This is a genomic window from Rhizobium anhuiense bv. trifolii, assembly GCF_024346605.1.
GTDB classification, from domain to species: domain Bacteria; phylum Pseudomonadota; class Alphaproteobacteria; order Rhizobiales; family Rhizobiaceae; genus Rhizobium; species Rhizobium anhuiense.
On record NZ_CP098803.1, the window covers coordinates 3,882,685 to 3,909,668 of the forward strand.

Consider the following 26,984-nt stretch of genomic DNA (forward strand, 5'->3'; position numbering starts at 1 on the left):
ATGACTGAGAAAAAATTGAAGGTTCTCGCAGCCTCGTCAGGAGGTGGCCACTGGGAGCAGCTGATGGCGATGCGCAGCGCATTCGAGGGCTGCGATATCATCTTTGCAACGACCATCCCCGGGCTGCTTGCCAAATACGACATTCGTGACGGTCTGGTGCTTCCCGATTGCAGCCGCGACTCGATTCCCATGTCGATCCGGTGCTTTTTCAGCGCCTTCTCGATCGTCCTCCGGCACAGGCCAGACGTCGTCATCTCGACCGGCGCCGCGCCCGGACTTTTTTGCCTGCTAGCCGGCAAATTGACAGGCAAGCGAACGATCTGGATCGACAGCGTCGCCAATGTCGAGAAGCTTTCCCTATCGGGTAAATTGGCCGGCCATATTGCGACACTCTGGCTCACGCAATGGCAGCATCTTTCACGGCCGGATGGCCCCCACTACGCAGGAGCTGTGCTTTGATCCTTGTCACCGTCGGAACGCAGCTGCCATTCGATCGCCTCGTCAAGGCTGTCGACACCTTCGCAAAGGATTTGTCCAAACCGGTTCTGGCACAGATCGGCAGGGGCAGCTACACGCCACAGAACATGAAGTGGATCAAGAATATCGAGCCGCAGGACTTCGACAGAGTCTTTCGCGATGCAACCATCATCGTTTCTCATGCCGGGATCGGCACCGTTCTGACGGCCAAGCGTTTTGGGAAACCGATCATTCTCGTCCCCCGGAAAGCGGCTCTCGGCGAGCACCGAAACGATCACCAGCTTGCCACGGTGAGCCAGCTTGCGGGCCGGCCGGGAATCTACGTCGCGCATAGCGATGACGATCTCAGAAACTATCTCCTCGAAGACCTGGATAGTCCGTCTCACGAAGACCCCTCGGAAGCCGGTCGGGCTTCGCTGGTCAGCTACCTGAAAAACTATATCGCAACGGCCTGAACCCGGCTGCAGTCACCGACGGTGACGGGCAAGTGAGGAATTTTCATTCTCCGCAGTTGTTGCCAGCGATATATTTGACAAGTTCAGGCGCGATGATCCTGGACGCGATGTCGGGCAGAGGATGCGAGCCATCAGGAATCGCCGCGGCCAGGTCATCCGGCGCAAGACGCTGCCAGTTGGGCCGGTGGTCGACAAACTCCAGACCCCGTTTTTGCGCCTCCGCCTGATGAACCGAAATGTAACTATCCACAAAGGGGCGGATCAGCCCACGTAATCCTGAAAACGGATTCATCGCCATGACGATGATCCGAGCTTGCGGCAGGCGCTGCCGAAGCTGGTCGAGAATGTCGCCGATATTCTTTCGGCTTTGTGCGAGCGACACGAACCGCTGCAATGCCGCATCATTGGCATAAAACTCGATGAGGATGATATCCGGCTGCTCGGCAACGACGCGATCAACTTGGGTAAGAGCCCATAGTGATGTCTCGCCGCTCTTTGCAACGCTGTCGACCTTCACAGGCCGGTGCAGGCATGCTGCAAGCTCGGCCTCCAAGGCGGGCTGCCATCCCCCGCGGGCCGTCAAGGATGTTCCGAAAGCCACTATTTTCAACGGCGCAAGACCCTCGGCATAACTGTTCCTGGTGATTGAAAACATCCCGAGGCAAGCCAAAAGCAAAACCAGCCCAGAAGCCCGTCGTCTCCGAATTCGCACTGCTCGCCAAAGCCGCAAACCAATCATCAGGAGACCCTGCAGCTGGCTTGAGACAATTTCGTGAAATGGCCGCTCATGCCTGTTCGATCGTGGCAAAATAACCAAACCCAAGCCTCGAGCATGTTCCGCAGAACTGTGCAGCGGTTACGACAACGACATGCATTAACATAAAGCGCGTCGCGAATCTGAAAGATTCGCGACGCGCTTTAGCGGATGACAACGGCTACTTTGAAACGTTGGCGTTCTTGGCGATCCGATACGACCGCCAATCACTCCTCACGAAATACGTGCTGCATCTGATCGGTCAGCGGCTTCGTGAGATAGGAGATAACCGTCCTGTCGCCGATCTTGATAAAGACTTCAGCCGGCATGCCGGGATAGAGCTTTATTGACTTCAGCTTCGCGATGCTCGCAGCCTCCGGCTTGACGCGAAGAGGATAGTAGCTGATGCCGGTCCGTTCATCCTTGACGATATCAGGCGCAATGGAGGTGATCTCGCCACGCACATCGGGCGTCGTGCGCTGATCAAAGGCGCTGAATCGCACATCGACGAATTGGCCGACGTGAACCTGATCGATATCGCGAGTAGCGACTTTCGCCTCAACCGTAAGGTCGTCATTTTCAGGGACGACGAGCATCAGCGTCTGGCCCGGATCGATGACGCCATTGACCGTGTGGACCGAAAGTTCGTGAACCCGCCCGCTCAGCGGCGCGGTAATGTCGAGACGGCGGAGTTGGTCGACCGCGGCCCCACGGCGCTCTTCATTTTCGGCTATCTTCGCCTCGACGTCGGTCAGATCCTTTGCGATCTCCGAACGACGATCCTCGTCCAGCTGAATCGACTGACGATCGATCTCGATCGCCTTGCCTTCGGCTTCCGCCTTTGCGGCAATTTCCTGGCCACTATTGCCCTGGAGATCGGCGCGCGCGCGCTTGAGCTGATTCAAACGCTGAAGCGTTACGAGCCCCTTCTTGTAGAGAGTGTCGACTCCTTCGAGCTCCTCTTCGATCAAACCTAGGGAATCGTTGGTGGCATTGATCTGAACGACCAACCCTTTGACCTGCTCGGCCAGCTGATCCTTGCGCGACGCCAACTGGCTCTTCATTCCGATAAGCGCCGACCTGCGGCTGTCGAACAGTTTCCGCTCGCCATCGAGAAGATCCTGCGCGGCTGTGCCGGATGATGTGAGATCGCTGATGTTCTCCTGAACCTCGAACGAATCGGCACCGATCCGTTCCGCCTTCAGACGGGCGCGGCGCGCATAGAGCTGGGCGAGCGTGCTTTCGACGATCGAAAGGTTCGCTCTCGTCGACGTTCCATCGAGCCGTATCAGGACCTGCCCGGCCGACACGTGGTCATTTTCGGAGACCAGAAGTTCCGACACGATGCCGCCAGTCAGATGCTGGATTTTCTTGACATCGCCGTTGACGACAACCACGCCCTCGCCGATGACTGCGCTCGAAAGCTCTGTCGTCGCCGCCCAACCGCCAATGCCGCAAACGAGGGCTATCGACAATGCGCCGACAACCGCGACATGGCGATTAAGAGAACGCCTGGATTCACTGATAAGCTTAGTCACAATCTTCCCTCCGGCCTATTCGGCCGCATTCATGCCGTCGACGACGACTTTGAGCTGAGCCACGCGCTCGGCAATCGGCGTGCGCGCCGTTTCCGGTCGGCTAACCCGCGCCATAACTTCCTCTTTGGGACCGAATGCGATCATCCGGCCGTCCTGCATCATCAGCACGAAGTCGCACACCGCCAGAACGCCGGATCGATGCGCGATGACGACGACGATGCCGCCGCGTGCACGCACGCTCATGATCGCGGCACTCAGCGCCCGCTCGCCTTCCTCGTCGAGATTGGAGTTGGGTTCGTCGAGCACGACGAGGAATGGTTCACCGTAAAGGGCTCTTGCAAGTGCGATACGCTGCCTCTGGCCGGCGGAAAGCGCAGCACCGCCTTCGCCGATCTCGGTTTCATAACCGTTCGGCAGACGAAGAATGAGATCGTGAACACGCGCCGCCCGCGCCGCGGCTACCACCGCCTCAGGCGACATTTCCTTCGCAAAACGGCAGATATTCTGCGCGACGGTTCCTGAGAAAAGCTCCACGTCCTGTGGGAGATAACCGATATGCCGGCCAAGTGCGTCGCCATCCCATTGGTCGAGTGCTGCGCCATCGAGACGAATGGATCCTCTGACGGTCGGCCAAATCCCCATCATCGCCCGAGCCAGGGACGACTTGCCCGAGGCGCTGTAACCGATGATCCCAAGCGCGCTTCCTGCCCTCAGGCCGAAGCTGACATCGGAAATGACGAGGCGCTGGCCCGCCGGCGGCCCGCTTGCCACCCCCTCGACCGTGACCTGCTTGGTCGGAGCCGCAAGCGCAAGCGGAGTCGGAATCTCCGGAATTGTCTTCAACAGGTTCGACAGCCGCGCCCAACTCTGCTGGGCGGAAACGAAACCGCGCCAATTTCCGATCGCCGCTTCCACAGGCGCCAGAGCCCGAGACGTCAGGATCGAACCCGCAATGATAATGCCCGAGGACGCCTGCCCCTGGATGACCAGGATCGCGCCGGTCGCCAGCGTTCCCGATTGCAGGGCAATACGGAAAATCTTCGACAGCGTCGCATAGCCGTTGCCGACATCCGAAGCTTGCCGGGTGATGCTGCGATATTCCGCGTTTTTGCGATCCCAGATTTCACCCATGGTGCCGGCCATGCCCATGGCATGAATGACCTCCGAGTTACGGATCGAGCTCTGCGCAAAGGCATTGCGCATATTGGCGGCTTCGGATTGCTGTTTTGAGAGCGTGCGCGTTCCCTGGTTGGTCATGAACGTCAGGATGGCGAGAACCAGCGATCCGCCGATCGCGATATATCCGATCGCCGGATGGAACAGGAAACAGATCACAATATAGAACGGAAGCCAGGGCAGATCGAACATCGCCGTCGGGCCCATGCCGGACAGGAAGGTTCTGATCTGGTCAAAGTCGCGCAATGGCTGAAGCCCGTCCCCGCCGATTTTGACCTTCAACGGTGCCTTGATGAGCGCCCGGAACACACGTCCGTTGGTCATCTCGTCGAGCGCGCCGGCAACGCGCACCAACATCCTGCTGCGCAGGACTTCGAACGCCCCCTGAAAAGCGTAGAGAAAGAGCGCAAGTATTGCCAAAGCCGCCAGCGTCGGTATGCTTTTGCTGGGTATGACGCGGTCATATACCTCAAGCATAAAGAACGAACTTGTAAGATAAAGGATGTTGACAAGCGCGCTTGCTATACCAATGAAGACAAGCCCTCCCTTGCATTTCCGCAAGGCTTTGGACGGCTCGTTGACATCCGCTGCTGAACTCTGAAACACGAAATAATCCCTCTCTTACTGCATCGCACACAAGCAAATATGCGAGCGCGCACCGCAGCTACGGGTCCATCAAGCCCGATCAATCACACGACTGCCTTTGGATCCCGGCGTCGGCGCCGAACTCCGCTTGCAAGCCCATAGCTTATTGCATGAATCCAACCGAAAAGTGACCAAATATTCCAATTTATAGCGAGCGATTTCAGGGATTCTAGCCTAACGCTACGCTAAATACACCGGCCGAAGCAAGTGAAAATCGCAAACCGCCCAATAACGGCTCAGAAAGATGAACGTGTCGCGCGCATAGACCGGATGTTTACTAGGCTATTAACTATAAATTCGACCTATAGTTTATTCTTCTGATGAACGGCGGAAATCTTTTGTCATCGACTAGCTCCCCGGTCCCGACCCCCGACATCAATTCATGATCGGGCCTTCAAGCCGGGAACGGTCGGCCGGCCGAAGATGACCGACACTCTCTGGCATTGGCGGGACTCAGACCAGCAGGTGCGAAGCCTGGCTGCTATGGAACGCGTCCACATTGATGCCAACGCTCAACGAGTCCGTATCGATGTGCGACGCACCATCTGAAATCTTGTACTGGAAGGATTCGCTGACTTTTCCGCTAAGGCCGGCGAGTTTAGCGGCATCGACCGTATAGGTATAGTCGCCATCGCTGTCGACATGGATGACGCCGTATTTCCCGGTCAGCGTCAGGCCATGCTTGTCCACCGCGCTGTCACCGAAACGCCGCAGCAGCACGGTCCCGTTGACGGCACTGTCGTTCTCAAGGAGATTGCCGTGATAGGCGCTGCCGGTGTCGGCCGAGATCTTCAGGCTGTCATGGACCGCGACAATCTTCGGAACGACGGCCGCAGCCACCGTGGCGGTAGGCGTTTCGGTCGTAGCCGGCGGGGTGCTTGTCTGCGGCTGCGCCGGCGCTTCCACATGCTGCTCGACGACGGGCACTGCGGGCGTCTGCTCATTGTTCGATGACGTATCGCTGCTTGTGCTGCCAGCGGCGCTGTCGAGTTCGGCCTGCGCTTGTTCGAGCGTTTTGTTTTCGCCGATCGAGAACGTGTTCTGAGCAGCAATTGCTGCCGGCATCGTCAGCGTCGAGACCAAGCTGTCGATGATATTGTCATAGAAGGACCCTGATGCAGGCCTGTCAACCTTCAGCGCTGACGAAGACAGGTCGTCAAAGACATTGTCATGGATATCGATGTTCTCACGGATATAGCTGGGATTGCCAGCGGCGCTGACGAGGACGCCATACACGCCACCATGTACATAATTTCCGCTGATATCATAGTTCTTGGCGTCACCCTGATCGCCAAGGCCGATGCCGTAGGACCAGCTATAACCGCCGTATCCCGAGATATCATTGTCATGGATGGCGATGTTCGTGCCTGCCTGAGCACTCAACCCAAAGCCGCCTCCGACCAGCGTGTTGCCCTCGACCACGGCATTTACAGCCCGAACCAGCACAAGGACACCCTTGGCGCTGTTGGTCTCCGTCTGCTCCAGATGATTGTCCTTGACCAGGATATTGCTGCTGTTGTTGAGTTGGATGGCGTCTGCTGCTGCACCCTGGCTGTTGGTGACGGTATTGTTGATCAGGGTGACACCGTTGACCTTGTCCATCCAAATGCCATCGGCATGTACGCCGGTCAGGGTGCTGTTCTCAATCGTGATGTTTTGGCTGCTTTGGAAGCTGATCGAGCCGGGCTTTCCAGAAAGGCCCGTATTGGTCACCTCGACGTTGCGCACCGTCCAGTTCGACACATTCCCTGCATATATCGCATTGGCGCCGGTATCGGCGATCTTGATATTCTCGATGACGATATTCGAAGCCTTGGAACCGTGGATGCCATCATTGCTGCTGTGAATGACCGGCGCATCGCCGATACCGTAGCTGCCGATCGTGATCGGAGCGGTAATGCTGCCTGAATATTTCAGGTCGAACTGTTCATTGAATACGCTTCCGGCAGCAAGCAGCACGCTGTCGCCGGGGTTCAGCCTCAAGGATTCGACGGCAGATAACGTCGCAAAAGCTGAACTCTCGCTGGTTCCGCTATTGTGGTCGGACCCTGTTGCTGAATTCACGTAATAGACGGTCATGCTGCGATCTCCCAAAGGTATTGGAAAATCTTTTAATCGCGCATCTCTCTCTGCCTGCTAAAATGAAACACTAAAATGCGTGACATCTCGCAATAATTCTTACGCCTTCCACATAAACATCTTTATGTATTGAATATATCGCGTTGCAACAAAGGTGCACCGCACAATTGCGAGATCCGTTACCTCACACCTGTAGAGGATGTAAGTCTATCTTCCAGGTCACTCGGCAGAATTTCGATCAGCAAGAAACGTTACTTGGTAAACATATGTGACAAGGAAATGACATCAGTTACTTCGGCGGATCGAAAGCGCCAAGCTGAGGCTAGTCGAACAAGATCGAACCGCCACATCGATAATCCGAAGTGGTTATATCGAAATTTCATCTGCGCATCAGCCTGGATTCGTATTCTTATAAATTGCTTTTGAATAAAGATTCTTACACCCTGAAGAAATATGAATTCATGTCTACACATCGGCGTTTTCACTTATTATTAATGAAATAATAACCAGGCGTTTCATCGTCTTGTGCACATTGTACGTGTGTCATTATTACACGATACACCCGAAAATGTTCATCTCCTGTTAATTACGCCCTTGACTCTCTGTATTAAGATATCCTTAATCGAGCCGCTCGCTAAAGGTCAGAATTGACCAGTGAAGAACAATTCAAGGAGAGACATTAATGGCCATTCATGCAACCGATGATACTGCAACATTCTTGGAAACTGACGCCATCTCGGGGAATTTGCTTGCCAACGATACCTCCGACGGCAACCTGTTCCTTCGCTTCTTCGACCAGCAAAGCGTTGGCGCCAAGCAAGGCAACAGCCAGGTCACCGAAATCCAGGGCGACTACGGCACCTTCTTCGTCAAGCCGGACGGCAGCTACACCTATGTCCTGAGCGACGCTGCCAAGGTCAACTTCACCAATGGTGAACTGCTTCAGGAGAAGGTCTCCTACAAGATTTCCGACGGAGCAGGTCATACCGACGTCGGCCTGTTTACCCTGAATATTCAGGGCGTAACCCAGGTGAAGCCGATCGCCGTCGACGACCACTACAGCTTCAACGAAGGCAGCGCCATCGGCGGCAACGTTCTGGACAACGACATTGCCGGCGACAATGGTCATCTCTTTCTTCGCCAGTTTGCCGGCACGAACGTTAGCGGCAGCCCGAGCGCAACGACTGACGTCGCCGGCACCTATGGCACGTTCCATGTCAAGGCGGACGGCAGCTTCACTTATGATCTGGCTGCAGATATCGCCCCCGGCGATCACGTCACGGAAACCATCCAGTATTACAAGATCTCCGACGGCGAAGGCCACACCGATGTCGGCGTTCTGACGCTGAATATCACGGGCACGGATTTTGTTTCGGGCGTCAGCGTCTGATCGTCAATAAAGCAATCCAATGAGCAACGCCCCCCTAAGCGGCGGGCGTTGCTGCCCGTAAACACTTGGTCCAAAGCCGACGTGCATCTGGAACTGTTCTCGGAAAAACTGCCGGCGGATTACTTGCGGCAGCGTTGCCGAAATCGCGCTGTCGCTCCATTACCGACGGCTGCCCAGGTTCGATCGAAGACAGGGCGGAGTTGCGGGCTGATCTCTTTTATGGTGGCGTTGACCCGGCAACGATCGCCCCGTTTCAGCATCGTCATAAGATCGCTATCGAGGGCACTCTTTGCCGCCAAAAGCGTCGCATCGGTAAAATCGTTCCAGAAATAGAACCGGGTTAGAATCATCGACTCGTCGTGAGGCGCGAGAGCGACCGAACGCTTCATCATTCCCGCAAGCGAAAGCGGCTCTTCGGCGATGATCGACTGCACGGCCGCAAGACGAAGCCAAAAATTGCTGTTCGTCGGCATGCACGAAAGCGCATACCGCAGGTATCGGTCCGCACTCGACGCCGCAGCGGCCCAGGCGTCGTAGTTGACATTAACGTTCTGGCGGTCAAGTTGCGCCAGAACAAGGGTCACGCCAGCAGCCACAATGTCGGATCGGCAGTAATGCCCGTCAACCACCTCGGCACTGCGTGACGCATATCTGGTCACGACATCGTCACTTACGGTGTCGCCGTGCTCGATCCTTTCGGCGACGATCGAGATGCTGGCCGTTCTGATCGAAGCGTGCAGCTCCCGACCGGCCAGCATCACAAAGACGACGGTGACGATGATGAAAGCGATCCTGCTGACCGAAACGAACTGACTGCGGACCATCAGCTTTCGGTATAGTATCGCGAATAACGCTTATAATAATATTCGCTCGAACCGAATGTCCGGTAAAGTTTCATCTGCGACGGGTCGACCTTGGTCAATATGGTGCCGACGCACTTCGCGTAGAGTTCCGGCTCGGACAGCAGGGTCGACTGCACGACCTTGCGCGACGTCTTGCCCCACTCGATAACGAAAACCACCGCATCGAGCTTCGAATTGATTGCGCGCGCATCCACAACCGGCGCGAGGGGTGGAAGGTCAACGATAATATAGTCGAAGCTTTGACGCGCCGTTTCAAGAAGCTGATCCATGCCGCGTGACGCAAGCAGTTCCGACGAGTGCGGAACACGATACCGTGCCACCGTCGGCAAAAATGCAAGCTTAGTTTTCGGATCGAGAAGGATCAGATCCTTGAGCGGACGACCATCGACGATCGCCTCGAGCAAGCCGGCCTCGGCATGGCGGCCGATCGCCCGGGTGGCGCCGGGATTGCGCATGTCGCCATCGATAAGCAAGCAACGCGCACCCTGCATTGCCAGAAGCTTGGCAAAATTGATGGATGTCGTCGACTTACCCTCGCCGGGCAAGCTCGACACGACGCCGATGACCTTGCAGCGCTGATCGGCTGCACTGAGGTCGATGGCAATCTTGGCGCTTCGAAGCGTCTCGGCAAATGCCGAAAGCGGATGCTCCTCGACATAGGTCGTGGTCTTCCCGCCCCTGGCGATGCTGCGTGGATTGCTGGGATCAACGAGCGTCGGATCCTCGACGTTATTTTCAACCAGCGGCATGACGCCGAGAGACTCGACGTCGAGGACTTCGCGGACATCATCGCCGGTGCGGAAGAACCGATCCCGGAATTCGCGGAAAGCGCCTATGCCGCTTCCGACTGCACATCCCAGGAACATCGCAAAAGCGACGACCAGGGCGCGCTTCGGAGCACTCGGCTTCGTCGGGGTCTCCGCCGTCGTGATGATGCGTGCGGCGGTGATCGGGAAGCTCTGTTGCTGAATGGCTTCCTGGTAGCGCGTCAAGAAGCTCTGATAGAGATTCTTGTAGGTATCGCGCGTGCGCTCGAGCTCGCGAAGCTGCACCTGCGTTTCACCGGCAGACGCGGCAACGCCCGTCGCCTGTGTCACACTGTCGCGCAAGGAATTTTCGCGCGATTTCGCGACCTGCAGCTCGCTTTGGTAGCTCTCGGCGATGCGGTTCAACTCATCGAACATGAGCCTTTTATATTCTTCCATTTCCGCACGAAGCCGAACGGCCTGCACGTGATCGGGACCAAGCCGCGCCTCGATTTCGGTCTCGAGCTTGGAAGCCTCCAGGTATTTCTTGCGCAGGTCGTTCGAAATGGAGCTGTCGAGCACATCTGTGACGATCGCATCGGTCTGTTTGGCGTCGATGATCGACTTGACGCGCGCATATTTTGCCTCGGCCTTCGCCGTCTCGGCCTGTGCATTGATCAATTGGGTGTTGATCTCGGAGAGCTGCTGCTCGCTAAGCAGCGTACCGGAGCCGGCCTCGACAAGCCCATGCTCGCTGCGGAATTTCTGAACCGCAAGGTCGGTGTCCAGCGCCTGCTGGCGCAGCTCTTCGATACGCTCCTGCAGCCACTCGCCGGCCCGGCGTGTCGCCTCATATTTCGAATTGAGCTTGTCAACCAGATAGACGTCGGCGATGGCAGCCGCGATATCACGCGCCAGATCCGGCGACTGCGAGGTATAGCTGACATCGAGAACATAGGATTTGCCGACGCGTTCGACATCGATGTTGCCTGCGACAGTCTCCGCAGCACTTCGCCGCTTCGCTTCCGGATCGGGTGCGACGACTGCGTCATCGGCAAACCATGACCGGAAATTCACGAAAGATTTCAGCGTCGAGACGGAAAAAAGCGAGTTTTTCGGCGCCATGAACACCGGATTGTCGACGAGTTTGAGTTTGTCGACGACGGCATAGGCGATCGTGTCGGACTTCAACAGTTCGACCTGACTGAGCACAGTCCCTTCGTCATCGTCCATCTGGCCGAAAGCCGCCAGCTGGTTGATCACCTGACTGTCGCTGCGGTCGATCAGCACGCTTGTATCAGCGGTGTAGACCGGCACCGAAGTCAGGACATAGACAATGCCGAGAATGGCGAAGGCGAAAGCGCACGCCGCAACCATCCGCCACTGTCGGCGGGCAATTGCGATGAGCTTATCGAAATCGATGAAGTCAGCTTCGTTTCCCGTATCGCGGGAGGGGTCGATACGTGGCGTAAGTTTATCTGGCGATAGCAATTTCGATCTCCAACAAAGGCGTCAAGCGCTAAGATCTAAGGGCAATTCCAGCTATTGTATGACCGGCACACTTTGACTCGTCGACTCCGTCGTATCGGTAGACGACTGCCCTCCCGAGCCTGTGCTAACGATGACAGTCGTGGTCGTTGAATCCGAGTCGGCATTCGAAACCTTCAGCGTACCGGCAGTCGTCTCGGCGCCCTCGAAGGGCGTACCGTCGTCGGAACCCGGCCCCGTCTGACCAACCGAGCCGTCGTTGCCGATACCTGCTGCTGCAGAAGCACTTGCACCCGGGCCGAGTGCCGCGGTCCCGCCTTCGGCGAGAACCTTCGCAAAGGCTGCAAGCAGCGGCGCCAGATTGGGATCGGCCGTGGCAGCGTCGGCGACCGCCTTTTCGATTGCCAGCTTGAACTGCGGATCCGACACCAGGCAGCTGTTTGCAGCCCGGCCAAGACCGGAACCGATCGCCGCCATCTGTGCGGCATTGGCCTTTTTGGCCTGCTCGATGACCGGCGCAAGCGCGTCATTGCTGCTTCCGACCAGCGCACGGACACGCGATGACAAAACCAGCGGATCGGACATATCGAGCAGAACGGCCGGGTTAGCCGTAAATCCATTGACGTCGACCGGAGTCAGATTTGCCGGACCCAAACAAGCTGCTGCAAAAGCGCTTGAATTCATGCCGGCAACCATCGCGATGACAATTCCGCTATATGCAAGCTTACGATAAACACCTGACCTTGCCACAACCATAGCCCTTCATCAAATCCGCTATATAGGCCGCCGGCTTTGAACATTCGCGATCGATGCCGGCACCTATTTCAAATCAATTTCCAAGATCCTGTACCGCGTTGCGGGTATCATTCGCATCGTCGGCCACTCCGGAAACAGTGGACGATACCGAGTTTACGATGTCAAGGAACTTGACCAGTTCAACAGAGGCCGAATTGGAAATATAGATAATATCCTTGTCTTCCATCTTGAATTGCTGAGCAGCAAACAAGGTGGCCGGATCGCGAAGATTGGCACGGACGATCACCGGAACTGTTTCACCCGCAAATCTCGTCGTGTCCACATGCATCGCCTGAACCGTCTTCTTGGGGACGAGGCGATAAAGCATGACCTGGGCCGGATCCGCGCGGTCGTCACGCAGGCCACCCGCCTTGGCGATAGCCTCGCCGAGGGTCAGGTCGGATTCTTCGAAATCGAAGCGCCCGCTGGTGCCTGTGGCACCCAGGGCAAGGAATGTGCGACGCTCGTGATCGATCGAGATCGTATCATCCGGCGCAACATAGATATTCTCCGCCGGGTTCTTCAAGAGCGTATTGTAGGCGACGGTTGCCGTCTTGCCGCGGCGCTGCAGCGTCACATTCGTTTCGATATTGTTGGTGGTCAAACCGCCAGCGGCGGAAATGACGTCGAGAACACGCTCGCCGGCCGGGCTGATCTCGATACGCTGGGGATTATTGACATCACCGAGCACAGCCACCTGACTGGAGCGGCTCGTCGTTGTCGTAATAACCACCTGCGGCTCGATCGCGCGGCTCGCCAGGCGATCCTCGACATCCTGCTCCACGGTCTCTTTGAGGCGACCGGCAGCCGGAACCCTGCCCGCATAGGGAATTGTGATCGTTCCGTTTCTATCGATAGTCTGGCTCGGCAGAGAGATGTAGTTGCCGGGTCGACTGCCGGCATCGGACGGAATGAACAGACCGCCGGACTGAGCTTCGAAGATGGCGACCTCAACGACGTCACCGTACCCAAGCGGAATTTCGGGCGCCCCGCCTCGACCACCGCCAAAGCCCTTGAAGGAGGTTGGCTGGGGAGAAGTAAAATACGGGAGAACGTTCTTGCTGAGATCAATCAGGGCGTAGTCGATACCGACGCGACGCTCCTTCGTTGTCACTTTCACTGCCGCATCCCGATCAACATCTTTGTGATCAGGACCGGATCTTGGCAACGAGGTGCAGCTTGCCAATATAGTCGTTAGCGCTACAACAATGGCGACGCGTGTACTACCGATACGAGAACAACCCATAGAATAACCTGTGTTGACGCCCCTGAAGCTACTGCCCCGCAATCTGACAAAATACAAGACGATCCCCGATCAATAACACTGAAAGCCGATTAACATTCCCCTAACTGTGGCAGGCTGGCAACGCCGAGCCCCTTAGGAAGCGAAAAACGACTTCGGTCCGACTTTTCTGGCGTCGCAACAATCCGAAGGCTGCACCCGCTATAAAATTTCTTGGGTTTCAGAGTCAACCGTTCGCACCTGCACAATCGATCTTTTCCGAAAATCTTATTAAAATCCATCCATTTAAACTTTAAGTGGTTAACGGCCGCTCATATGCCATGTCCGCCTCTCCATTGTTGCGCCCGAGACTTATCGCGACAACCGCACTGAGAAAGGCCGAATAAAACACGGCGAAACCCGGTATCTGCAGTGAGAAATCGACCGCTGCATGAAGGGCGACCAAAATCGTCCCCGCCAGACCAAGAAGAACATAATGCCTGAGGCGCCGCCTTTGGGCGAACCCGCGCCAGAAAACTTTGGCAAGGACCGAGAAGGCAAGGATCGCCGCGATCGGGAACAATATTCCGAGGCCCAGAAACCCTTCCAGATAGAAATTGTGTGCGCGGTCGAAGATCCCGAAAATCCCGCAGGCCGGATCGCGGTAGGCGGAAAACACGGTCCGGAAGGTTCCAAGCCCCGTCCCCGTCAACCAATGGTCCGAAACGGCACGCAATATGCCCGGCAGGATGCAGAACCGATCATCATCCTCAAGCCGCCGCTCTTGCGCACGCAAAATCGCCTGGCCTGCAAACATCGCCAAGAGCACCACGACGAAACCAATCGCCGAAAGGAATTTCAGCATCGAACGCCATTTTGGCGCCTGTTTCAGATGACTCCTCGATCCGCGCCAATTGAGAACAAGCCATGGAAAATAGATGAGGGCGGCAACAAAGGTGGCAAATATCCCGGCGCGTGAGCGGCTTAGCATCAGCGCGGTGAAGCATGCGCATAAGAGCAGGATGTAGATCCACGATCTCAAGAGAAGCGCGTTTCGGCCCGGTTCGCCGGGCGGATAGTTCGAATAGGTACGGAAAATGTCCCGGACCAGGGTCAGCATGAGCAGCGTTCCAAGCCCGAGGAAGGTCGCAGCGGTATTGCGGTTGACGAAGACCGCGGTCAGGCTGTCGAGATAGGCGTGTTTCTCCACGACGATCAGGATGTTGGGAAACAGCGAAAACTGCAGCAGACCGAAAACAGCGATGATGCCTGCCGAAAGCCCGAGGCCGGCGAGCACTTTCCGCGCGCGCTGATCTGTATCGCATAACAGAAGCCCGGTCAGGAACGTGACAAAAGGCAGCGCGACCCAGAGGGTCGACGCGAGCGTATCGGCCGGTTCGACCGAGATCGCCGCATACTGGACATCTGCCAGGTCCCGGGCAGCATTCCAGGCAGGATTTGCCAGCCAATCGGAAGGCAGCTCGATGGTCTGGACGAAGGTCCACCCCGTCAGCACGACAAGCAAAAGCAAAGCGACACTGAAAACCCATCGGCTTTGTCGCGGCTCTCCGAACAGCAGTGCTGAAATGATGGCAAGCGCAAACATTGCGATCGCGGCGAAGGCGAAGGGAAAGGGCGTGACGCTGCCGAACGGAATGAGTGTCAGTATAACCAGGCTAATAAAGGCGGAGAGAAGAACCTCTCGCAAGACCGGCCTGTTGATCAGATTGGACAGCATCAGAGTTTATTTACCAAAGCAAACGCGATCAAAAGCCGTGAGGCAACCGCTGCGATCATTTATTCATGCTAATTTAAGTTGCAGATCAAGCGCTTGAATGTTAAGGTCTGACAGAAATCCATATCGTTTAAAATTGTCGCGAAAGGTTTAAACCAATCGAGACAAGCCCCGGCTATGCTCCTTCAAGCAGCAGGAACGGGACAGACGTTCTGCAGCCAATACTTGGCAGATCACTAAATCGCCATGCCATTGACTGAGACAAAAGGCAAGCCTGATCTCAATCGGTTGCCCGTAACGGGGATTTAAGAGATGAAGAAAACAGTCGTTACACTTCTGGCACTGGCCTTTGCAGCCGGCAATGCATGCTCGGCATTTGCCGCCGGTCCCGCAGGATTTGCCCGCGGTCTGACCGATAGTTCGTCGGTCAGCTATATCTCGGAAAAAGACAAGATCATTCCGCCTTTCGCCCAGGTGCTGTTCTGCGCCCAGAACCCGGCCGAATGCCGCGACAACAATGGCTTGGCAGTCATTGCGCTGACGGACAAGCAAATGCTGCAACTGAAGGATGTCAACACCGCCGTCAATCGTACGATGATCGGCCGGAACGACTCCCGCAGCGAACTGAATGGCGACGTCTGGAAAGTGAATGTGCGCAGCGGCGACTGCGAAGATTTCGCATTGACCAAACGCAGCCGCCTGATAGCGATGGGCTGGTCGTCGCGCGCGTTGCGGATCGCGACCGCATATACGCCCTCCGGTGAAGGACATGCGGTCCTCGTCGTCAGAACCGACAAGGGCGATCTCGTCCTCGACAACAGGAAAAGCACCATCAAGAACTGGCGCGAGACCGACCTGCGCTGGGACAAGATTCAATCGGGAACAGACCCCTACGTCTGGTACCGGCTGTAGCAGCCGAGCAACGACACAGACCGATTGATCCTGTTTCCGGATTGAAGTCGAGCCGCTCTGACGAGCGGCTCGACTTGTCATATCTTCCACATAAACCTATGTTTTGGCTGTCGACGGGGTAGCCGGCAGCAAGCTGCGATGCCCGGAGTTCGATGTCCGATGTGGGTACCAAGGCGATCTTCGGTATTGTCTTTTCGTCCAGATTAACTAAGACGAACTCATGCTGCGACGCAGCATGACGTTCTACTCTAATGATTTGAGGGAATTATGCGCATCACGATGATTGGATCAGGCTATGTCGGCCTCGTTTCAGGCGTTTGCTTTGCGGATTTCGGCCACGACGTCATCTGCGTCGACAAGGATCTGAGCAAGATCGAAGCCCTTCGCGAAGGGCGCATTCCGATCTACGAACCGGGTCTGGAGCAACTGGTCGCCGAAAATACCAGCACCGGCCGGCTGTCGTTTTCGACGGATGTCGGCGAAAGCGTCCGCAGCGCCGACGTCGTGTTCATCGCAGTCGGCACGCCGTCCCGGCGTGGCGATGGCCACGCGGATCTCTCCTATGTGTACGCCGCAGCGCGCGAGATTGCCACCTACGTGGAAGGCTTCACCGTTATCGTCACCAAGTCGACGGTTCCGGTCGGCACGGGAGACGAAGTCGAACGCATCATGCGCGAAACCAACCCTGCGGCGGATGTCGCCGTGGTTTCCAATCCCGAATTCCTGCGCGAAGGCGCGGCGATCGAAGATTTCAAGCGCCCTGACCGCATTGTCGTCGGGCTGAACGACGATCGGGCGCGTGAAACCATGACTGAGGTCTATCGTCCGCTTTATCTCAATCAGGCCCCCCTGGTCTTCACCACCCGCCGCACCTCGGAACTGATCAAATATGCAGCCAATGCATTTCTCGCGATGAAGATCACCTTCATCAACGAGATCGCCGATCTCTGCGAACGGGTCGACGCAAACGTCCAGGACGTCTCGCGCGGCATCGGTCTCGATGGCCGTATCGGCGCCAAGTTCCTGCATGCCGGCCCGGGTTACGGTGGCTCCTGCTTCCCCAAGGATACGCTTGCCCTTGCCAAGACGGCGCAGGATTACGACGCGCCGGTCCGGCTGATCGAGACGACAATCTCGATCAACGACAACCGCAAGCGCGCGATGGGACGCAAAGTCATCTCGGCCGTCGGCGGAGACATTCGCGGCAAGAAGGTCGCGATTCTCGGCCTGACCTTCAAGCCGAACACCGACGACATGCGCGACAGCCCGGCGATCGCCATCATCCAGACCCTGCAGGACGCCGGGGCCCAGGTGGTCGGCTACGATCCCGAGGGCATGGAGAATGCCCGCAAGGTGATCGAGAACATCGAATATGCAAGTGGCCCCTACGAAGCGGCGGCCGGCGCGGATGCGCTTGTCATCGTCACCGAATGGAACCAGTTCCGCGCGCTCGATTTCAATCGTCTGAAGCAGTCGATGCACGCTCCGATCCTGGTCGATCTGCGCAATATCTACCGCAGCGACGAGGTCCGCAAATACGGCTTCACCTATACCGGTATCGGCACCAATCTCTACCAGGACGTGACCCACTCCTGAAATAGATGAACATCTGATCGTCCTGACGCCGCGGAGCATAGCCCGCGGCGTTTGCTTTTAGAGCGTGATGTCGAAACAGTGTAAGCGGTTTTCGGCCGACACCGGGCTCGTCAATTTAGAGCGCCGTGCGTCCTTTTCGGACGCACAGAGGACGCTCTAACACGTTGAACCTGCGCATCATGCTTTCCGAAAATCGATTCCGATTTTCGGAAAGCATGATGCGCTAGAGGATCCCGACCCGCGTCCCTTTTATCGTCAGCACGGTCAGCCGGCCCGTCGCCGAAACCGCGGTGTCGATGCCGATACGTTGCGGACCGAATGTCGGGGTTCGCGCCGGGGTATGGCCGTGAATCACGAGGACGGGAAGCTGCGGCCCTTCCTCCAGGAAGGGCTGACGGATCCACATGAGGTCGCTGTCCTTTTGCTTCTTGAGGTCGATGCCCGGCTTGATGCCCGCATGGACAAAGAGGAGCCTTCCCATCCGCAGCATGATCGGCAGCGATTCCAGGAATTCGATATGCCGTTCGGGAATCATGTTCCGAATGACGCGGGCAATCGTTTCGCTTCCGGCCGCCGACTGCAGCAGATGCTCGATATCGATACCGTATGAGTGCAACGTCTCCGTTCCGGCAAAGCCGAGCCATTCGAGAATGCGCGCCGGTTTGCGATAGAGCTGCACCAGTTCCGAATCGTGATTGCCGCACAGGACGAACCGCTGAAATCCCGGCGGGGGGCTCTTGCTCAGGAACTCCAGCACAGCACTCGAATCAGGCCCGCGATCGACATAGTCGCCGAGCATGACGATGAGTTTCGGTCCCGGAATGCGGGCGGCGTCCGCCTCGATGCGGCGATGCGCCTCGACAAGCTCATTGTAACATCCGTGAACATCGCTCATCGCGTAGACCGCAGCGAATTCGCCTTCGGCAAACGTCAGCCGAGCGCGTCTTTTACGGTTGCCAGCCAGTATCGGTATCTGTTGTCGCCACGGCCCTAGATAGTTAAACATGTAACCCATTTATGAGACCCGACCGGATGACGGGCTGTCGGAAACAATCCATCTCTTGTCCATCGCCGCAACGGCATGAGGCTCAGTGAAGGATGATTGTCCATCCTTGTAGCTGCCGATTGAAAGCGCAAGGGAATCCTGCGTAGTCTTCGCCTGAGCGCGTAGCGCCTGACCGGTTTGCGTGTCGCGGTGAACGGACGACAATGCATTCTCGACCTCTTCGATGGCGCTTTCTCGAAATTTTGCAGGCAGATCGGTTGTCGGAGGCACGTGGCCACGCCCACTCAAGCAACTCGCCAGTGATAGTAACACTACCGTCGCGAGAAACAGCAATCTGTAATTGTTCATATCTGGGAGAGCGCTACGGTTAATATTCCGCTATATTTTAATATATGACGGTTAATCCGTCGTTAAGCGGAGCGCATATGGTGTTTCACGTCATCTTTGCGGTTAATATTTCCCGAGTGGAAGAATCGCGGCTGTCGGATTTCCACAGGAGAAACCTTCGAAAAAGCTGTATTAATCAACTATAACGAGAGCCTACACGAAAAAATGAACGTTAAAGAAGATCGCGCTTGACGCCCCCGCGGGGCAGCATAAAGATGGTGCGTTGCGAGCGTGAATGACATTCTTGATTGGGAATCTCAGATCCAAAATTGCGGGGTGCAAAGTGGAAACTGCGGTTGATTCGAAACTTATCGAGGCAATCACCTACGACGAAGACAGCCGGCATCTACGGGTCTATCTGACCAACGGTCAGAGACGAGAATATGAAGGCGTTCCCAAGGGTGTCGTCGTCGGGTTGACGATGGCGGAATCCCCGGGAAATTTTTACATGAAGGCAATCAGGGGCAAATATCCTCCTCGCCCCTGAAGTCTTATCGATAACGGACGATGGGATCATCGTGCCAGCAAAGATGCGGGACCGGCAATCGTCGGTCCCGCAAATCAGTCTCCCGCCAGCTAAAGCTTGTCGCCCAAAAGTGTGCAGCGGTTTTGCGACAATGACATGCGTAAAACCAAGGACCTAAAGCGCCAGAAGCGAATCTGTAAAGATTGCGACGCGCTTTAGCGGTGTACGTTTCAATAAGCGCCGAGAAAATCGCGGACCGCATTGATCTCAAGCGGCGCAATCTCGTGGCCACCGGGATGCCAGACCACCCTGACATCAGCCCCTCGGCTCTTAAGATGGTCGGACAGCGCCTCGGTCATGGGAACGGGAGCGATCGGATCTCGCTGCCCTGCCGTCACCAGCACCTTTTTTCCCGCAAGCGTCGACTGGGTTTCAGGTTGAAACGGAATGAGCGGGTGCATCAAAACCGCAGCATCGAAGATACCCTTCTCGATCAGCACGTTGGCAAGAATATTTGCGCCGTTTGAAAAACCCAGGCCGAGAATCTTGGAAGCCCGGTGCTCGTCGGCAAACGCCTTGACGTAGGCGGCCATCTTTTCCGTCGCTCGCAAAAGGTCGGGCATATCGTAGACCCCCTCCCCGGTGCGGCGAAAGAATCGCGCCGCGCCATGTTCGGAAACATCTCCGCGCGGCGAGAGAATCGTCGCCTCGGGCAGCAGGCGCCGGCCGAAGTCGAAGAACTGGTTTTCGTCACCGCCGGTGCCGTGCAGCACCAACAGGATGGGTTTATCCGGTGCACCGGCATACAGCCGGTGCACATATCCGGTTTCGGTCATATCGCCTCTCCTTACGCTTCGAGCGGCTGCAGATGCTGCTCGAGCAGCGCGCGAAGATGGGCGTGCTGCTGCGGCAGCTTCAGGGCTTCGCCGAGATGGGCCGTATCTTCGTCGCGATCGAAGCCGGGCTCATTGGTCGCGACCTCGAACAGCACACCGCCCGGCGTGCGGAAATAGATCGCCCAGAAATAATCGCGGTCGATCACTGGTGTGACCTGGTAGCCGGTGTCCATCAGTGCCTTGCGCACTTCGAGCTGCTTCTCGCGGTTTTCGACAGCGAAGGCGACATGGTGAACGGAGCCGGCGCCGGGAAGCGCGCGGGCAATGTTCGGCATGGTTTCGAGATCGATGAGATGCGCGCCATTGCCGGAGGGTTTGATCAGCCGCTTGACGCCATCCCTTTCCTCAGAGACCTCGTAGCCCATGAACTTCAGGAGTTCGGCCGTGGCGCCCTCGTCCCTCAGCCGCATGGCGACAGAGTGGAAGCCGCGAATGGCATGGTCCTCGCTGATGCCGCCCTGTGTCCAGGGCTGACGCGCATCATCCCTGACCTCGACGAGCGCGAAGCCGTCGCCATCGGGACCGGAGAAGTTCAGCCTCTTTTCGCCGAAACTTTCCTCCGCCTTCAGTCCGCCGAGACCAAGCGCGGCCAAGCGATCGCTCCAGAAGCCGAGCGAGCCTTGCGGAACGGAAAACACAGTCGTGCCGACCTCCCCGGTGCCGGCACGGCCCTGCGCCATCTTCGGGAACGGGAAATAGGTCATCACGCTGCCGGGCGTGCCGATCTCGTCACCGTAGTAAAGGTGATAAACGTCAGGCGCGTCGAAATTGACAGTCTTCTTGACCCGGCGCAGGCCGAGCGCATTGGTGAAAAACTGGTTGTTGGTGCGGGCGTCCTGCGCCATCGACGTGACGTGGTGCAGACCCTTGATCTGATCGAGCATGTGAGACCCCTTTCATGCCCGCCGTTGCGGGCTTTCAATGAGGCTAAGATGCGCGCTGCAGCTCCTGCGGAACAGACCCTTAGATCAAAACGCATTGTCTTCTTTTAGTGAACGAATGCTCGCTTACGTTCACATCTAGGCTTCATGGGGATTAGCCGGCAATTGCCAGTCGATCGGTTCTCGTCCGCGCGACTGCAGGAAGGCGTTCGCCTTCGAAAAATGCCCGCAGCCGAAAAAGCCGTTATGGGCCGAAAGCGGCGAGGGATGCGGCGCCCGGAGCACGAGATGCCGCGTCGTATCGACGAAGGCGGCCTTGCGCTGGGCATAGGAACCCCAGAGCATGAAGACGACGGATTCGCATTCATCATTGACCTTGCGGATGACGGCGTCGGTGAAGCGCTCCCATCCCTTGCCCTGATGAGCCGCCGCCTGTCCTTCCTCGACGGTCAGCACGCTGTTCAGCAGGAGCACGCCCTGTCTTGCCCAATGCTCGAGAAAACCGTGACGTGCCGGCGCTATGCCGAGATCCGTTTCCATCTCCTTGTAGATATTGACGAGGGAGGGCGGGATGCGCACACCCGGCCGGACACTGAAGCACAGCCCATGGGCTTGCCCGAGCCCGTGATAGGGGTCCTGGCCGAGGATGACGGCCTTGACGTTGGAGATCGGCGTCAGATCGAGGGCGCGGAAATATTCGCTGCCCTTGGGGAAAATCCGCTTTCCGACTTGCTTCTGCGCGACGAGGAAAGATTTGAGCTGTTGCATGTAGGGGCTTGAAAACTCCCCCTCCAGCGCAGCCTTCCAACTCTCCTCGAGACTGACGGATGTATCGCTCATCTAGGAAAATCCTTCGCATAGGACGAAACAACAGACACACGGTTCTAACAAAATCGACCTACGCTGCAATGCCTGCTGGATCAGCAATGGGTCTACGCCCTCAGAATTCAGCAAGAGAAGATTGCAAAAGCCTGCGTGAAACATCATCCTCCGTGTTTAACTATATGTGAGCTTTGGTGTTTACGCCGGCAGGCGGCCTGAGTAGAAACTTGATCGTGCAATCGGAGCCATGTCTTCCTATGAAATTCGGCACGAGCGGCCTTCGCGGACTTTCAGTCGATCTCAAGGGACGCGCCTCTGCTCTCTACGCCACCGCGTTCGGCAAATATCTGTTGCAGACCGGCAAGGCGCAGGCCGGCGACGTCATTCTGATCGGCCGTGATTTTCGCGATTCAAGCCCCGAAATTTCAGGAAATTGTGCAGGTGCGCTCGCCGCGCTCGGCTTCCGGATATTCGACTGCGGCAATGTCCCCACACCCGCTCTTGCTCTCTATGGCCTCGAGAGCAACGCCGCATGCCTGATGGTTACGGGCTCGCATATTCCGGCGGACCGCAATGGCATCAAGTTCTATCGTCCCGATGGCGAGATCGACAAATCGGACGAGACGGCAATTACCGCATCGGCGGCCGAGATCGAGCGAAGCGGTGAAGCGGTGACGCAGGCGCCGGCCGAGACGGAGGATCATGAAGCGATCTGCCGGCAGCTCTTTTTTGAACGCAATGCCGCCCTGCTTCCGCAAGGCGCGCTGTCCGGCCTGAAGATCGGCGTCTACCAGCACAGCACCGTCGCCCGCGATCTGCTGGTTGACGTTCTCGCTCATTACGGCGCTGAGATTACCGCTCTCGGACGTTCGGAGAGTTTCATCCCCGTCGATACCGAGGCTGTTTCCGACGAGACGATCACGCTGATGAAGCGCTGGGTGTCCGAGCACAAGTTCGATGCAATCGTCTCGACCGATGGCGACGGCGATCGTCCGCTGGTCGCTGACGAAACCGGCGCCCCCTTGCGCGGCGACCTTCTCGGCCTTGTGGCAGCCAATTTCTTGCGCGCCGGGACGGTGGTGACACCGGTTACGTCAAATTCCGGCATCGAGGCCGCAGGCTCTTTCGCCGTCAGGCGCACCCGCGTCGGCTCGCCCTTCGTCATATCCGGTATGGAAGAGGCCGTAGCCGCCGGCGAAGATCATGTCATGGGCTTTGAAGCCAATGGCGGGCTGCTGACAGCAACCCCTTTCGATATCAACGGCAGAGCCGTGCGCGCCTTGCCGACGCGTGATTGTTTTGTCCCGATGCTCGCAATCCTGTCGCTCGCCGCTATCCGCCGGCAGCCGCTCTCAGCCATTGCCGCCTCCTATCACCTGCCCTTTGCCGCAGCCGATCGGCTGGAGAATTTTCCGGTGGAGACGAGCGCGGCACTGATGGAGCATCTGCGCGCCTCGGAAGAAAATCTCCGGGCTTTCCTGCAGCCGATCGGCGAGGTGGCCGCGAAATCCGATATCGACGGACTTCGGGTGACGCTAGGAGATGGCGGGATCATTCACTTCCGCCCATCCGGCAATGCGCCTGAGATGCGCTGCTACGTGGAGGCCGGCAGCGAAGCTGCAGCCCTGGACTTGCTGAAGACAGGGCTCAATCGAATAAGAGACTGGGCAGGCGCCCGGTAACATGTGACGAACAAGCCGTTTATCTCAAGGAACCCGCCTATGACGCAGAAAATCGTTCCCGTGATCATGGCCGGCGGCAAAGGCACGCGGCTCTGGCCGCTTTCCCGTGCCACCGCACCGAAACAATTCATCCAGTTCGTCGGCGACAAGACGTTGTTTCAGGAAACTCTCGAACGCGTTTCCGATCCCGAACTCTATGAAGCCCCGATCGTCGTCACCAATGAAGAATTCCGCTTCCTGGTCGCCGAACAGGCTCGCGAGCGCGCCATCCCGCTCGCAGCGATCCTGCTCGAACCGGTCGCCCGCAACACAGCCGCAGCGGTGGCCGCGGCCGCAACGCTTGCAGCTGACCTCTTTGGCAAGCACACCATCATCCAGATGCTCGCCTCGGATCACGAGATCCTCGCCGACAAGAGCTATTTCGATTGCATCCGCATCGCCCGCGACGCCGCTGCCGACGGCAAGCTCGTAACCTTCGGCATCACGCCGACGGAGCCAGCGACGGGTTACGGCTATATCGAGATCGGCGATGCCCTCGAAAACGGTGCGCACAAGGTCGTCCGCTTCGTGGAGAAGCCGGCATTGGAAACGGCCGAACGGATGCTCGCCGACGGCGGCTTCTACTGGAATTCAGGCATCTTCATGTTCCCGGTGGCGGAGCTCATCGCCGAACTGCAGGAATATGCGCCCGATGTGCTGAAGGCGGCCAGCAAGGCCGTTTCGAAAGCAAGCCGCGACCTCGATTTCACCCGCCTCGACGCCGACCATTTCGCCAAGAGCCCCGATATCTCCATAGACTATGCGATCATGGAAAAAACGTCCAAGGCGGCTGTCGTCCCCTCACCGTTCAAATGGTCGGACATGGGTAGCTGGGATGCCGTCTGGAAATCAGGCGCACGCGACGACAACGGCAACGTCGCCGCCGCCAACACCACCGTCGTCAATACCCGCAACTCGCTCGTCATGACCCATGGCGTGCATCTTGCCGTCCAGGGCATGGATGATGTCGCCGTCATCGCCAGCGAAGACGCCGTCTATGTCGGGCCGCTCAAAGACAGCCAGAATGTCGGGCAATTGGTCAAGATGCTGGCCTCTAAGTCCGCCACGGCGAAATTCGCCGAAACCCATCCGACGTCCTACCGTCCCTGGGGCGGCTATACCTCCATCTTCAACGGCGATCGTTTCCAGGTGAAGCGCATCTTCGTCACGCCGGGCAAGAAGCTCTCGCTGCAAAAACACCACCATCGCTCCGAACACTGGGTCGTCGTCAAGGGAACGGCCGAGGTGACAGTCGGCGAGACCGTTCGGATGCTGCGCGAGAACGAGAGCGTCTATATTCCGCTCGGCGAAGTTCATCGTCTCGCCAATCCCGGCAAGATCGTCCTCGAACTCATCGAGGTGCAGACCGGCTCCTATCTCGGCGAAGACGACATCATCCGTATCGTCGATGAGTTCGGAAGAACGTAAAATCGCAGCCGCAGCCGCTGGTCGGCCTGCGGCGCGACCACCTTCGCTGTTGAATTCGCTCTCGGAGTTCTCGTAGAATGGGCGCACCGAAAGACATGACTGGAGATATCCCCCTGATGCGTATCATGACCGCCCTCGCCGGATTTCTTTCAGTCATGTTGCCGGGAATTGCGTTAGCCGAAACGGGAAAGATGCGAACCGCAAGCGAGGCTGAAATTCGCCAGCACCTGCCGGGCACGTCGGAGCTGAAAGAAAGCAGCAACGGTTACGAATATCGCAAGGGCAACGCCAATGGCTATAAGATCACCAACGGCCAGGTGTGTGTCCGGTTTCCCAACAAGTCGACCGACTGCGTCAGCGTGAAGACCGACGGCGAGAAATTTCAGATGATCGACAAAAAAGGCGGCAGAACGAGATTTTGACTTTGCCCCCGGCAAGCTCTCTTGCCCCGGGCAAGGTCATCTTGCCCCCGGCTAGCTCACTTTGCCGGTGAAGTTTCGCCACCCTTGTCGAGAACGAATTCGGCGATAAGGCCTGAATGGTTCGAGCCGAGATTGTCATCGAGACGTTTCAGTGATCGCAGATGAAGCGGCGCGCGGGCAAATATATGGTCGATGGCGATCCCGAGCGCGCCGGCGGCAACCGGCCATGTTGCCGGTTCCGGCACGATCGTTTTCAGCTTCTGTTCACGCAGAAAACCTTGGATGCTTGGAGCGATCACCGAGGAGTTGAAGTCGCCTGACAACACCAGCGGACCGTCGATCGAACCCAGCACTTTGCCGAGATCTTCCAATTCGGCCATCTGGAAATCGTCGAAATATGGTTTGGTCAGGTGCGCCGACACCAGATTGATGGTCTCGCCGCCGAAGTCGACGCTCGATATCACCAGCCTGTTTTTTCGGAGGCTGCCCATGCTTGCGACCTGCCGGCTGACGAACGGGCGCTTGGACAGCACCAGCGTATCGCACGTATCTTTCCCACTGTCGCAGCCGATATGATAGGGATAGGCCTTGAACAATTGCTGCAGATGGAATGTCAGCGGCTTGGCTTCGAGCAGATTGACGACATCGGCATTCGACGCAATCACCATATCGGTAATTTCGGTCGAGTTTTTCCAGTTATCGATCGCAATGTTGAACGACATCAGACGAAAAAGCGGCGGCGTGTCCGCTGCTCTGCCATCCTGCGAGAACTCGCGCAGCATGACGACGCCGTGTGCGATGAGAAGAAGCGAGACAAGCAGAAGGATAAAGCCGTAGATCTGCCTTTTGACGGCCAGAATGACGAGGCTGGCGGCAACGAAGACGACACCGAGGTGGAGTTGAAAGCTGTAGACGAAGGACAGCAGCCAGAAGTTCGTCACATAGCGCAGCGACACGATCGAGATGGCAACGGTCAGAAACGCGCAGAGAATCCAATAGATTATGTTTCTCATCGATCCTGACCTGCTTGCAGACGACCAGCCGGCCATAACATGCAAGCCTCAATGTTGCAATGCAGCATAAT

Annotated in this window: 23 protein-coding genes; 9 read left to right on the forward strand and 14 right to left on the reverse strand. The window is 57.2% G+C overall.

The genetic code is table 11. The annotated features are described in order from the left end of the window. Together NE851_RS27870 and NE851_RS27875 are read left to right on the forward strand one after the other, a co-directional pair. On the forward strand, positions 1-459 hold the full coding sequence (locus NE851_RS27870; protein ID WP_025554622.1) for a glucuronosyltransferase: 459 nt from the start codon (positions 1-3) through the stop codon (positions 457-459). Beyond that, the gene (locus NE851_RS27875; protein ID WP_025554624.1) at positions 456-932 is read left to right on the forward strand and encodes a glycosyltransferase; all 477 of its coding nucleotides are present in this window, start codon (positions 456-458) and stop codon (positions 930-932) included. The genes NE851_RS27870 and NE851_RS27875 overlap by 4 nt, the downstream gene beginning before the upstream one ends. A 43-nt stretch (positions 933-975) precedes the next feature. Here the strand turns inward: NE851_RS27875 and NE851_RS27880 are convergent, their stop codons facing one another. The 4 genes from NE851_RS27880 to NE851_RS27895 all read right to left on the reverse strand — a co-directional run bounded on the left by NE851_RS27880 (position 976) and on the right by NE851_RS27895 (position 7,124). Continuing rightward, positions 976-1,671, reverse strand: a complete 696-nt coding sequence (locus NE851_RS27880) for an SGNH/GDSL hydrolase family protein (protein WP_254959261.1) — start codon at positions 1,669-1,671, stop codon at positions 976-978. A gap of 242 nt (positions 1,672-1,913) precedes the next feature. Then, positions 1,914-3,224, reverse strand: coding sequence for an HlyD family type I secretion periplasmic adaptor subunit (locus NE851_RS27885; RefSeq protein ID WP_025554628.1), 1,311 nt, complete (start codon positions 3,222-3,224; stop codon positions 1,914-1,916). A 15-nt stretch (positions 3,225-3,239) separates the two neighbouring features. After that, the gene (locus NE851_RS27890) at positions 3,240-5,006 is read right to left on the reverse strand and encodes a type I secretion system permease/ATPase (protein WP_025554630.1); all 1,767 of its coding nucleotides are present in this window, start codon (positions 5,004-5,006) and stop codon (positions 3,240-3,242) included. A 492-nt stretch (positions 5,007-5,498) separates the two neighbouring features. Next, positions 5,499-7,124: a right-handed parallel beta-helix repeat-containing protein gene (locus NE851_RS27895; RefSeq protein ID WP_063474429.1), complete on the reverse strand. Its 1,626-nt coding sequence runs from the start codon at positions 7,122-7,124 to the stop codon at positions 5,499-5,501. A 682-nt stretch (positions 7,125-7,806) separates the two neighbouring features. Between NE851_RS27895 and rapA2 the strand changes: the two genes are divergently transcribed. Beyond that, on the forward strand, positions 7,807-8,514 hold the full coding sequence (gene rapA2 / locus NE851_RS27900; RefSeq protein WP_047611531.1) for a calcium-binding lectin RapA2: 708 nt from the start codon (positions 7,807-7,809) through the stop codon (positions 8,512-8,514). Positions 8,515-8,633: 119 nt separating this feature from the next. On the opposite strand, the gene NE851_RS27905 is transcribed toward rapA2, so the two are convergent. The 5 genes from NE851_RS27905 to NE851_RS27925 form a co-directional block, all read right to left on the reverse strand. Then, positions 8,634-9,338, reverse strand: coding sequence for a hypothetical protein (locus NE851_RS27905; protein WP_132573158.1), 705 nt, complete (start codon positions 9,336-9,338; stop codon positions 8,634-8,636). Continuing rightward, complete coding sequence (locus NE851_RS27910; protein ID WP_047614401.1) at positions 9,338-11,614, reverse strand: polysaccharide biosynthesis tyrosine autokinase; 2,277 nt, start codon at positions 11,612-11,614, stop codon at positions 9,338-9,340. Before NE851_RS27910 ends, NE851_RS27905 begins: the two co-directional genes overlap by 1 nt. Positions 11,615-11,665: 51 nt before the next feature. Further along, positions 11,666-12,367, reverse strand: a complete 702-nt coding sequence (locus NE851_RS27915; RefSeq protein ID WP_047614403.1) for a hypothetical protein — start codon at positions 12,365-12,367, stop codon at positions 11,666-11,668. Between the two features lie 73 nt (positions 12,368-12,440). Further along, entirely contained in the window at positions 12,441-13,652 is a 1,212-nt protein-coding gene (locus tag NE851_RS27920) for an SLBB domain-containing protein (RefSeq protein WP_047614405.1), read from the reverse strand. Between the two features lie 289 nt (positions 13,653-13,941). After that, positions 13,942-15,366, reverse strand: coding sequence for an O-antigen ligase family protein (locus NE851_RS27925; RefSeq protein WP_132573160.1), 1,425 nt, complete (start codon positions 15,364-15,366; stop codon positions 13,942-13,944). 309 nt (positions 15,367-15,675) lie between these two features. On the opposite strand from NE851_RS27925, the gene NE851_RS27930 reads away from it, so the two are divergent. Further along, the gene (locus tag NE851_RS27930) at positions 15,676-16,275 is read left to right on the forward strand and encodes a transglutaminase-like cysteine peptidase (protein ID WP_132573162.1); all 600 of its coding nucleotides are present in this window, start codon (positions 15,676-15,678) and stop codon (positions 16,273-16,275) included. A 267-nt stretch (positions 16,276-16,542) separates the two neighbouring features. Continuing rightward, positions 16,543-17,871 carry a UDP-glucose dehydrogenase family protein gene (locus tag NE851_RS27935; RefSeq protein WP_132573164.1) on the forward strand — a complete coding sequence of 443 codons (1,329 nt, stop codon included), beginning with the start codon at positions 16,543-16,545 and terminating at the stop codon, positions 17,869-17,871. Positions 17,872-18,094: 223 nt separating this feature from the next. Here NE851_RS27935 and NE851_RS27940 read toward each other — a convergent pair whose 3' ends face one another. Beyond that, positions 18,095-18,886: a metallophosphoesterase gene (locus NE851_RS27940; protein WP_132573166.1), complete on the reverse strand. Its 792-nt coding sequence runs from the start codon at positions 18,884-18,886 to the stop codon at positions 18,095-18,097. A 613-nt stretch (positions 18,887-19,499) separates the two neighbouring features. Between NE851_RS27940 and NE851_RS27945 the strand changes: the two genes are divergently transcribed. After that, positions 19,500-19,751, forward strand: coding sequence for a KTSC domain-containing protein (locus NE851_RS27945; protein ID WP_029868399.1), 252 nt, complete (start codon positions 19,500-19,502; stop codon positions 19,749-19,751). Between the two features lie 209 nt (positions 19,752-19,960). On the opposite strand, the gene NE851_RS27950 is transcribed toward NE851_RS27945, so the two are convergent. From NE851_RS27950 to ung, 3 genes are all read right to left on the reverse strand, one after another. After that, a complete protein-coding gene (locus tag NE851_RS27950) occupies positions 19,961-20,566 on the reverse strand; it encodes an alpha/beta hydrolase (protein WP_132573168.1) in 606 nt (201 codons plus the stop codon). An 11-nt stretch (positions 20,567-20,577) separates the two neighbouring features. Beyond that, on the reverse strand, positions 20,578-21,510 hold the full coding sequence (locus NE851_RS27955) for a VOC family protein (RefSeq protein ID WP_132573170.1): 933 nt from the start codon (positions 21,508-21,510) through the stop codon (positions 20,578-20,580). A gap of 135 nt (positions 21,511-21,645) precedes the next feature. Next, positions 21,646-22,347 carry a uracil-DNA glycosylase gene (ung, locus tag NE851_RS27960; protein WP_047611549.1) on the reverse strand — a complete coding sequence of 234 codons (702 nt, stop codon included), beginning with the start codon at positions 22,345-22,347 and terminating at the stop codon, positions 21,646-21,648. Positions 22,348-22,586: 239 nt separating this feature from the next. On the opposite strand from ung, the gene NE851_RS27965 reads away from it, so the two are divergent. The 3 genes from NE851_RS27965 to NE851_RS27975 all read left to right on the forward strand — a co-directional run bounded on the left by NE851_RS27965 (position 22,587) and on the right by NE851_RS27975 (position 25,900). After that, positions 22,587-24,011 carry a phosphomannomutase gene (locus tag NE851_RS27965; RefSeq protein ID WP_132573172.1) on the forward strand — a complete coding sequence of 475 codons (1,425 nt, stop codon included), beginning with the start codon at positions 22,587-22,589 and terminating at the stop codon, positions 24,009-24,011. A gap of 39 nt (positions 24,012-24,050) precedes the next feature. Continuing rightward, the gene (locus NE851_RS27970) at positions 24,051-25,478 is read left to right on the forward strand and encodes a mannose-1-phosphate guanylyltransferase/mannose-6-phosphate isomerase (protein WP_047611554.1); all 1,428 of its coding nucleotides are present in this window, start codon (positions 24,051-24,053) and stop codon (positions 25,476-25,478) included. A gap of 116 nt (positions 25,479-25,594) precedes the next feature. Then, the gene (locus NE851_RS27975; RefSeq protein ID WP_132573325.1) at positions 25,595-25,900 is read left to right on the forward strand and encodes a hypothetical protein; all 306 of its coding nucleotides are present in this window, start codon (positions 25,595-25,597) and stop codon (positions 25,898-25,900) included. 56 nt (positions 25,901-25,956) lie between these two features. Here NE851_RS27975 and NE851_RS27980 read toward each other — a convergent pair whose 3' ends face one another. Next, a complete protein-coding gene (locus tag NE851_RS27980) occupies positions 25,957-26,913 on the reverse strand; it encodes an endonuclease/exonuclease/phosphatase family protein (protein WP_132573174.1) in 957 nt (318 codons plus the stop codon). Positions 26,914-26,984: the final 71 nt, after the last annotated feature.

Excerpts from the sequence above, each read along its gene's own strand:
- NE851_RS27965 (WP_132573172.1), top strand. The coding sequence starts at position 22,587 with ATGAAATTCGGCACGAGCGGCCTTCGCGGACTTTCAGTCGATCTCAAG.
- NE851_RS27950 (WP_132573168.1), bottom strand. The coding sequence starts at position 20,566 with ATGACCGAAACCGGATATGTGCACCGGCTGTATGCCGGTGCACCGGAT.
- NE851_RS27925 (WP_132573160.1), bottom strand. The coding sequence starts at position 15,366 with ATGCTGTCCAATCTGATCAACAGGCCGGTCTTGCGAGAGGTTCTTCTC.
- NE851_RS27920 (WP_047614405.1), bottom strand. The coding sequence starts at position 13,652 with ATGGGTTGTTCTCGTATCGGTAGTACACGCGTCGCCATTGTTGTAGCG.
- NE851_RS27945 (WP_029868399.1), top strand. The coding sequence starts at position 19,500 with ATGACATTCTTGATTGGGAATCTCAGATCCAAAATTGCGGGGTGCAAA.
- NE851_RS27930 (WP_132573162.1), top strand. The coding sequence starts at position 15,676 with ATGAAGAAAACAGTCGTTACACTTCTGGCACTGGCCTTTGCAGCCGGC.
- NE851_RS27955 (WP_132573170.1), bottom strand. The coding sequence starts at position 21,510 with ATGCTCGATCAGATCAAGGGTCTGCACCACGTCACGTCGATGGCGCAG.
- NE851_RS27870 (WP_025554622.1), top strand. The coding sequence starts at position 1 with ATGACTGAGAAAAAATTGAAGGTTCTCGCAGCCTCGTCAGGAGGTGGC.
- NE851_RS27940 (WP_132573166.1), bottom strand. The coding sequence starts at position 18,886 with ATGGGTTACATGTTTAACTATCTAGGGCCGTGGCGACAACAGATACCG.
- NE851_RS27880 (WP_254959261.1), bottom strand. The coding sequence starts at position 1,671 with ATGATTGGTTTGCGGCTTTGGCGAGCAGTGCGAATTCGGAGACGACGG.
- NE851_RS27895 (WP_063474429.1), bottom strand. The coding sequence starts at position 7,124 with ATGACCGTCTATTACGTGAATTCAGCAACAGGGTCCGACCACAATAGC.
- NE851_RS27975 (WP_132573325.1), top strand. The coding sequence starts at position 25,595 with ATGCGTATCATGACCGCCCTCGCCGGATTTCTTTCAGTCATGTTGCCG.
- NE851_RS27935 (WP_132573164.1), top strand. The coding sequence starts at position 16,543 with ATGCGCATCACGATGATTGGATCAGGCTATGTCGGCCTCGTTTCAGGC.
- NE851_RS27915 (WP_047614403.1), bottom strand. The coding sequence starts at position 12,367 with ATGGTTGTGGCAAGGTCAGGTGTTTATCGTAAGCTTGCATATAGCGGA.
- rapA2 (WP_047611531.1), top strand. The coding sequence starts at position 7,807 with ATGGCCATTCATGCAACCGATGATACTGCAACATTCTTGGAAACTGAC.
- ung (WP_047611549.1), bottom strand. The coding sequence starts at position 22,347 with ATGAGCGATACATCCGTCAGTCTCGAGGAGAGTTGGAAGGCTGCGCTG.
- NE851_RS27905 (WP_132573158.1), bottom strand. The coding sequence starts at position 9,338 with ATGGTCCGCAGTCAGTTCGTTTCGGTCAGCAGGATCGCTTTCATCATC.
- NE851_RS27980 (WP_132573174.1), bottom strand. The coding sequence starts at position 26,913 with ATGAGAAACATAATCTATTGGATTCTCTGCGCGTTTCTGACCGTTGCC.
- NE851_RS27970 (WP_047611554.1), top strand. The coding sequence starts at position 24,051 with ATGACGCAGAAAATCGTTCCCGTGATCATGGCCGGCGGCAAAGGCACG.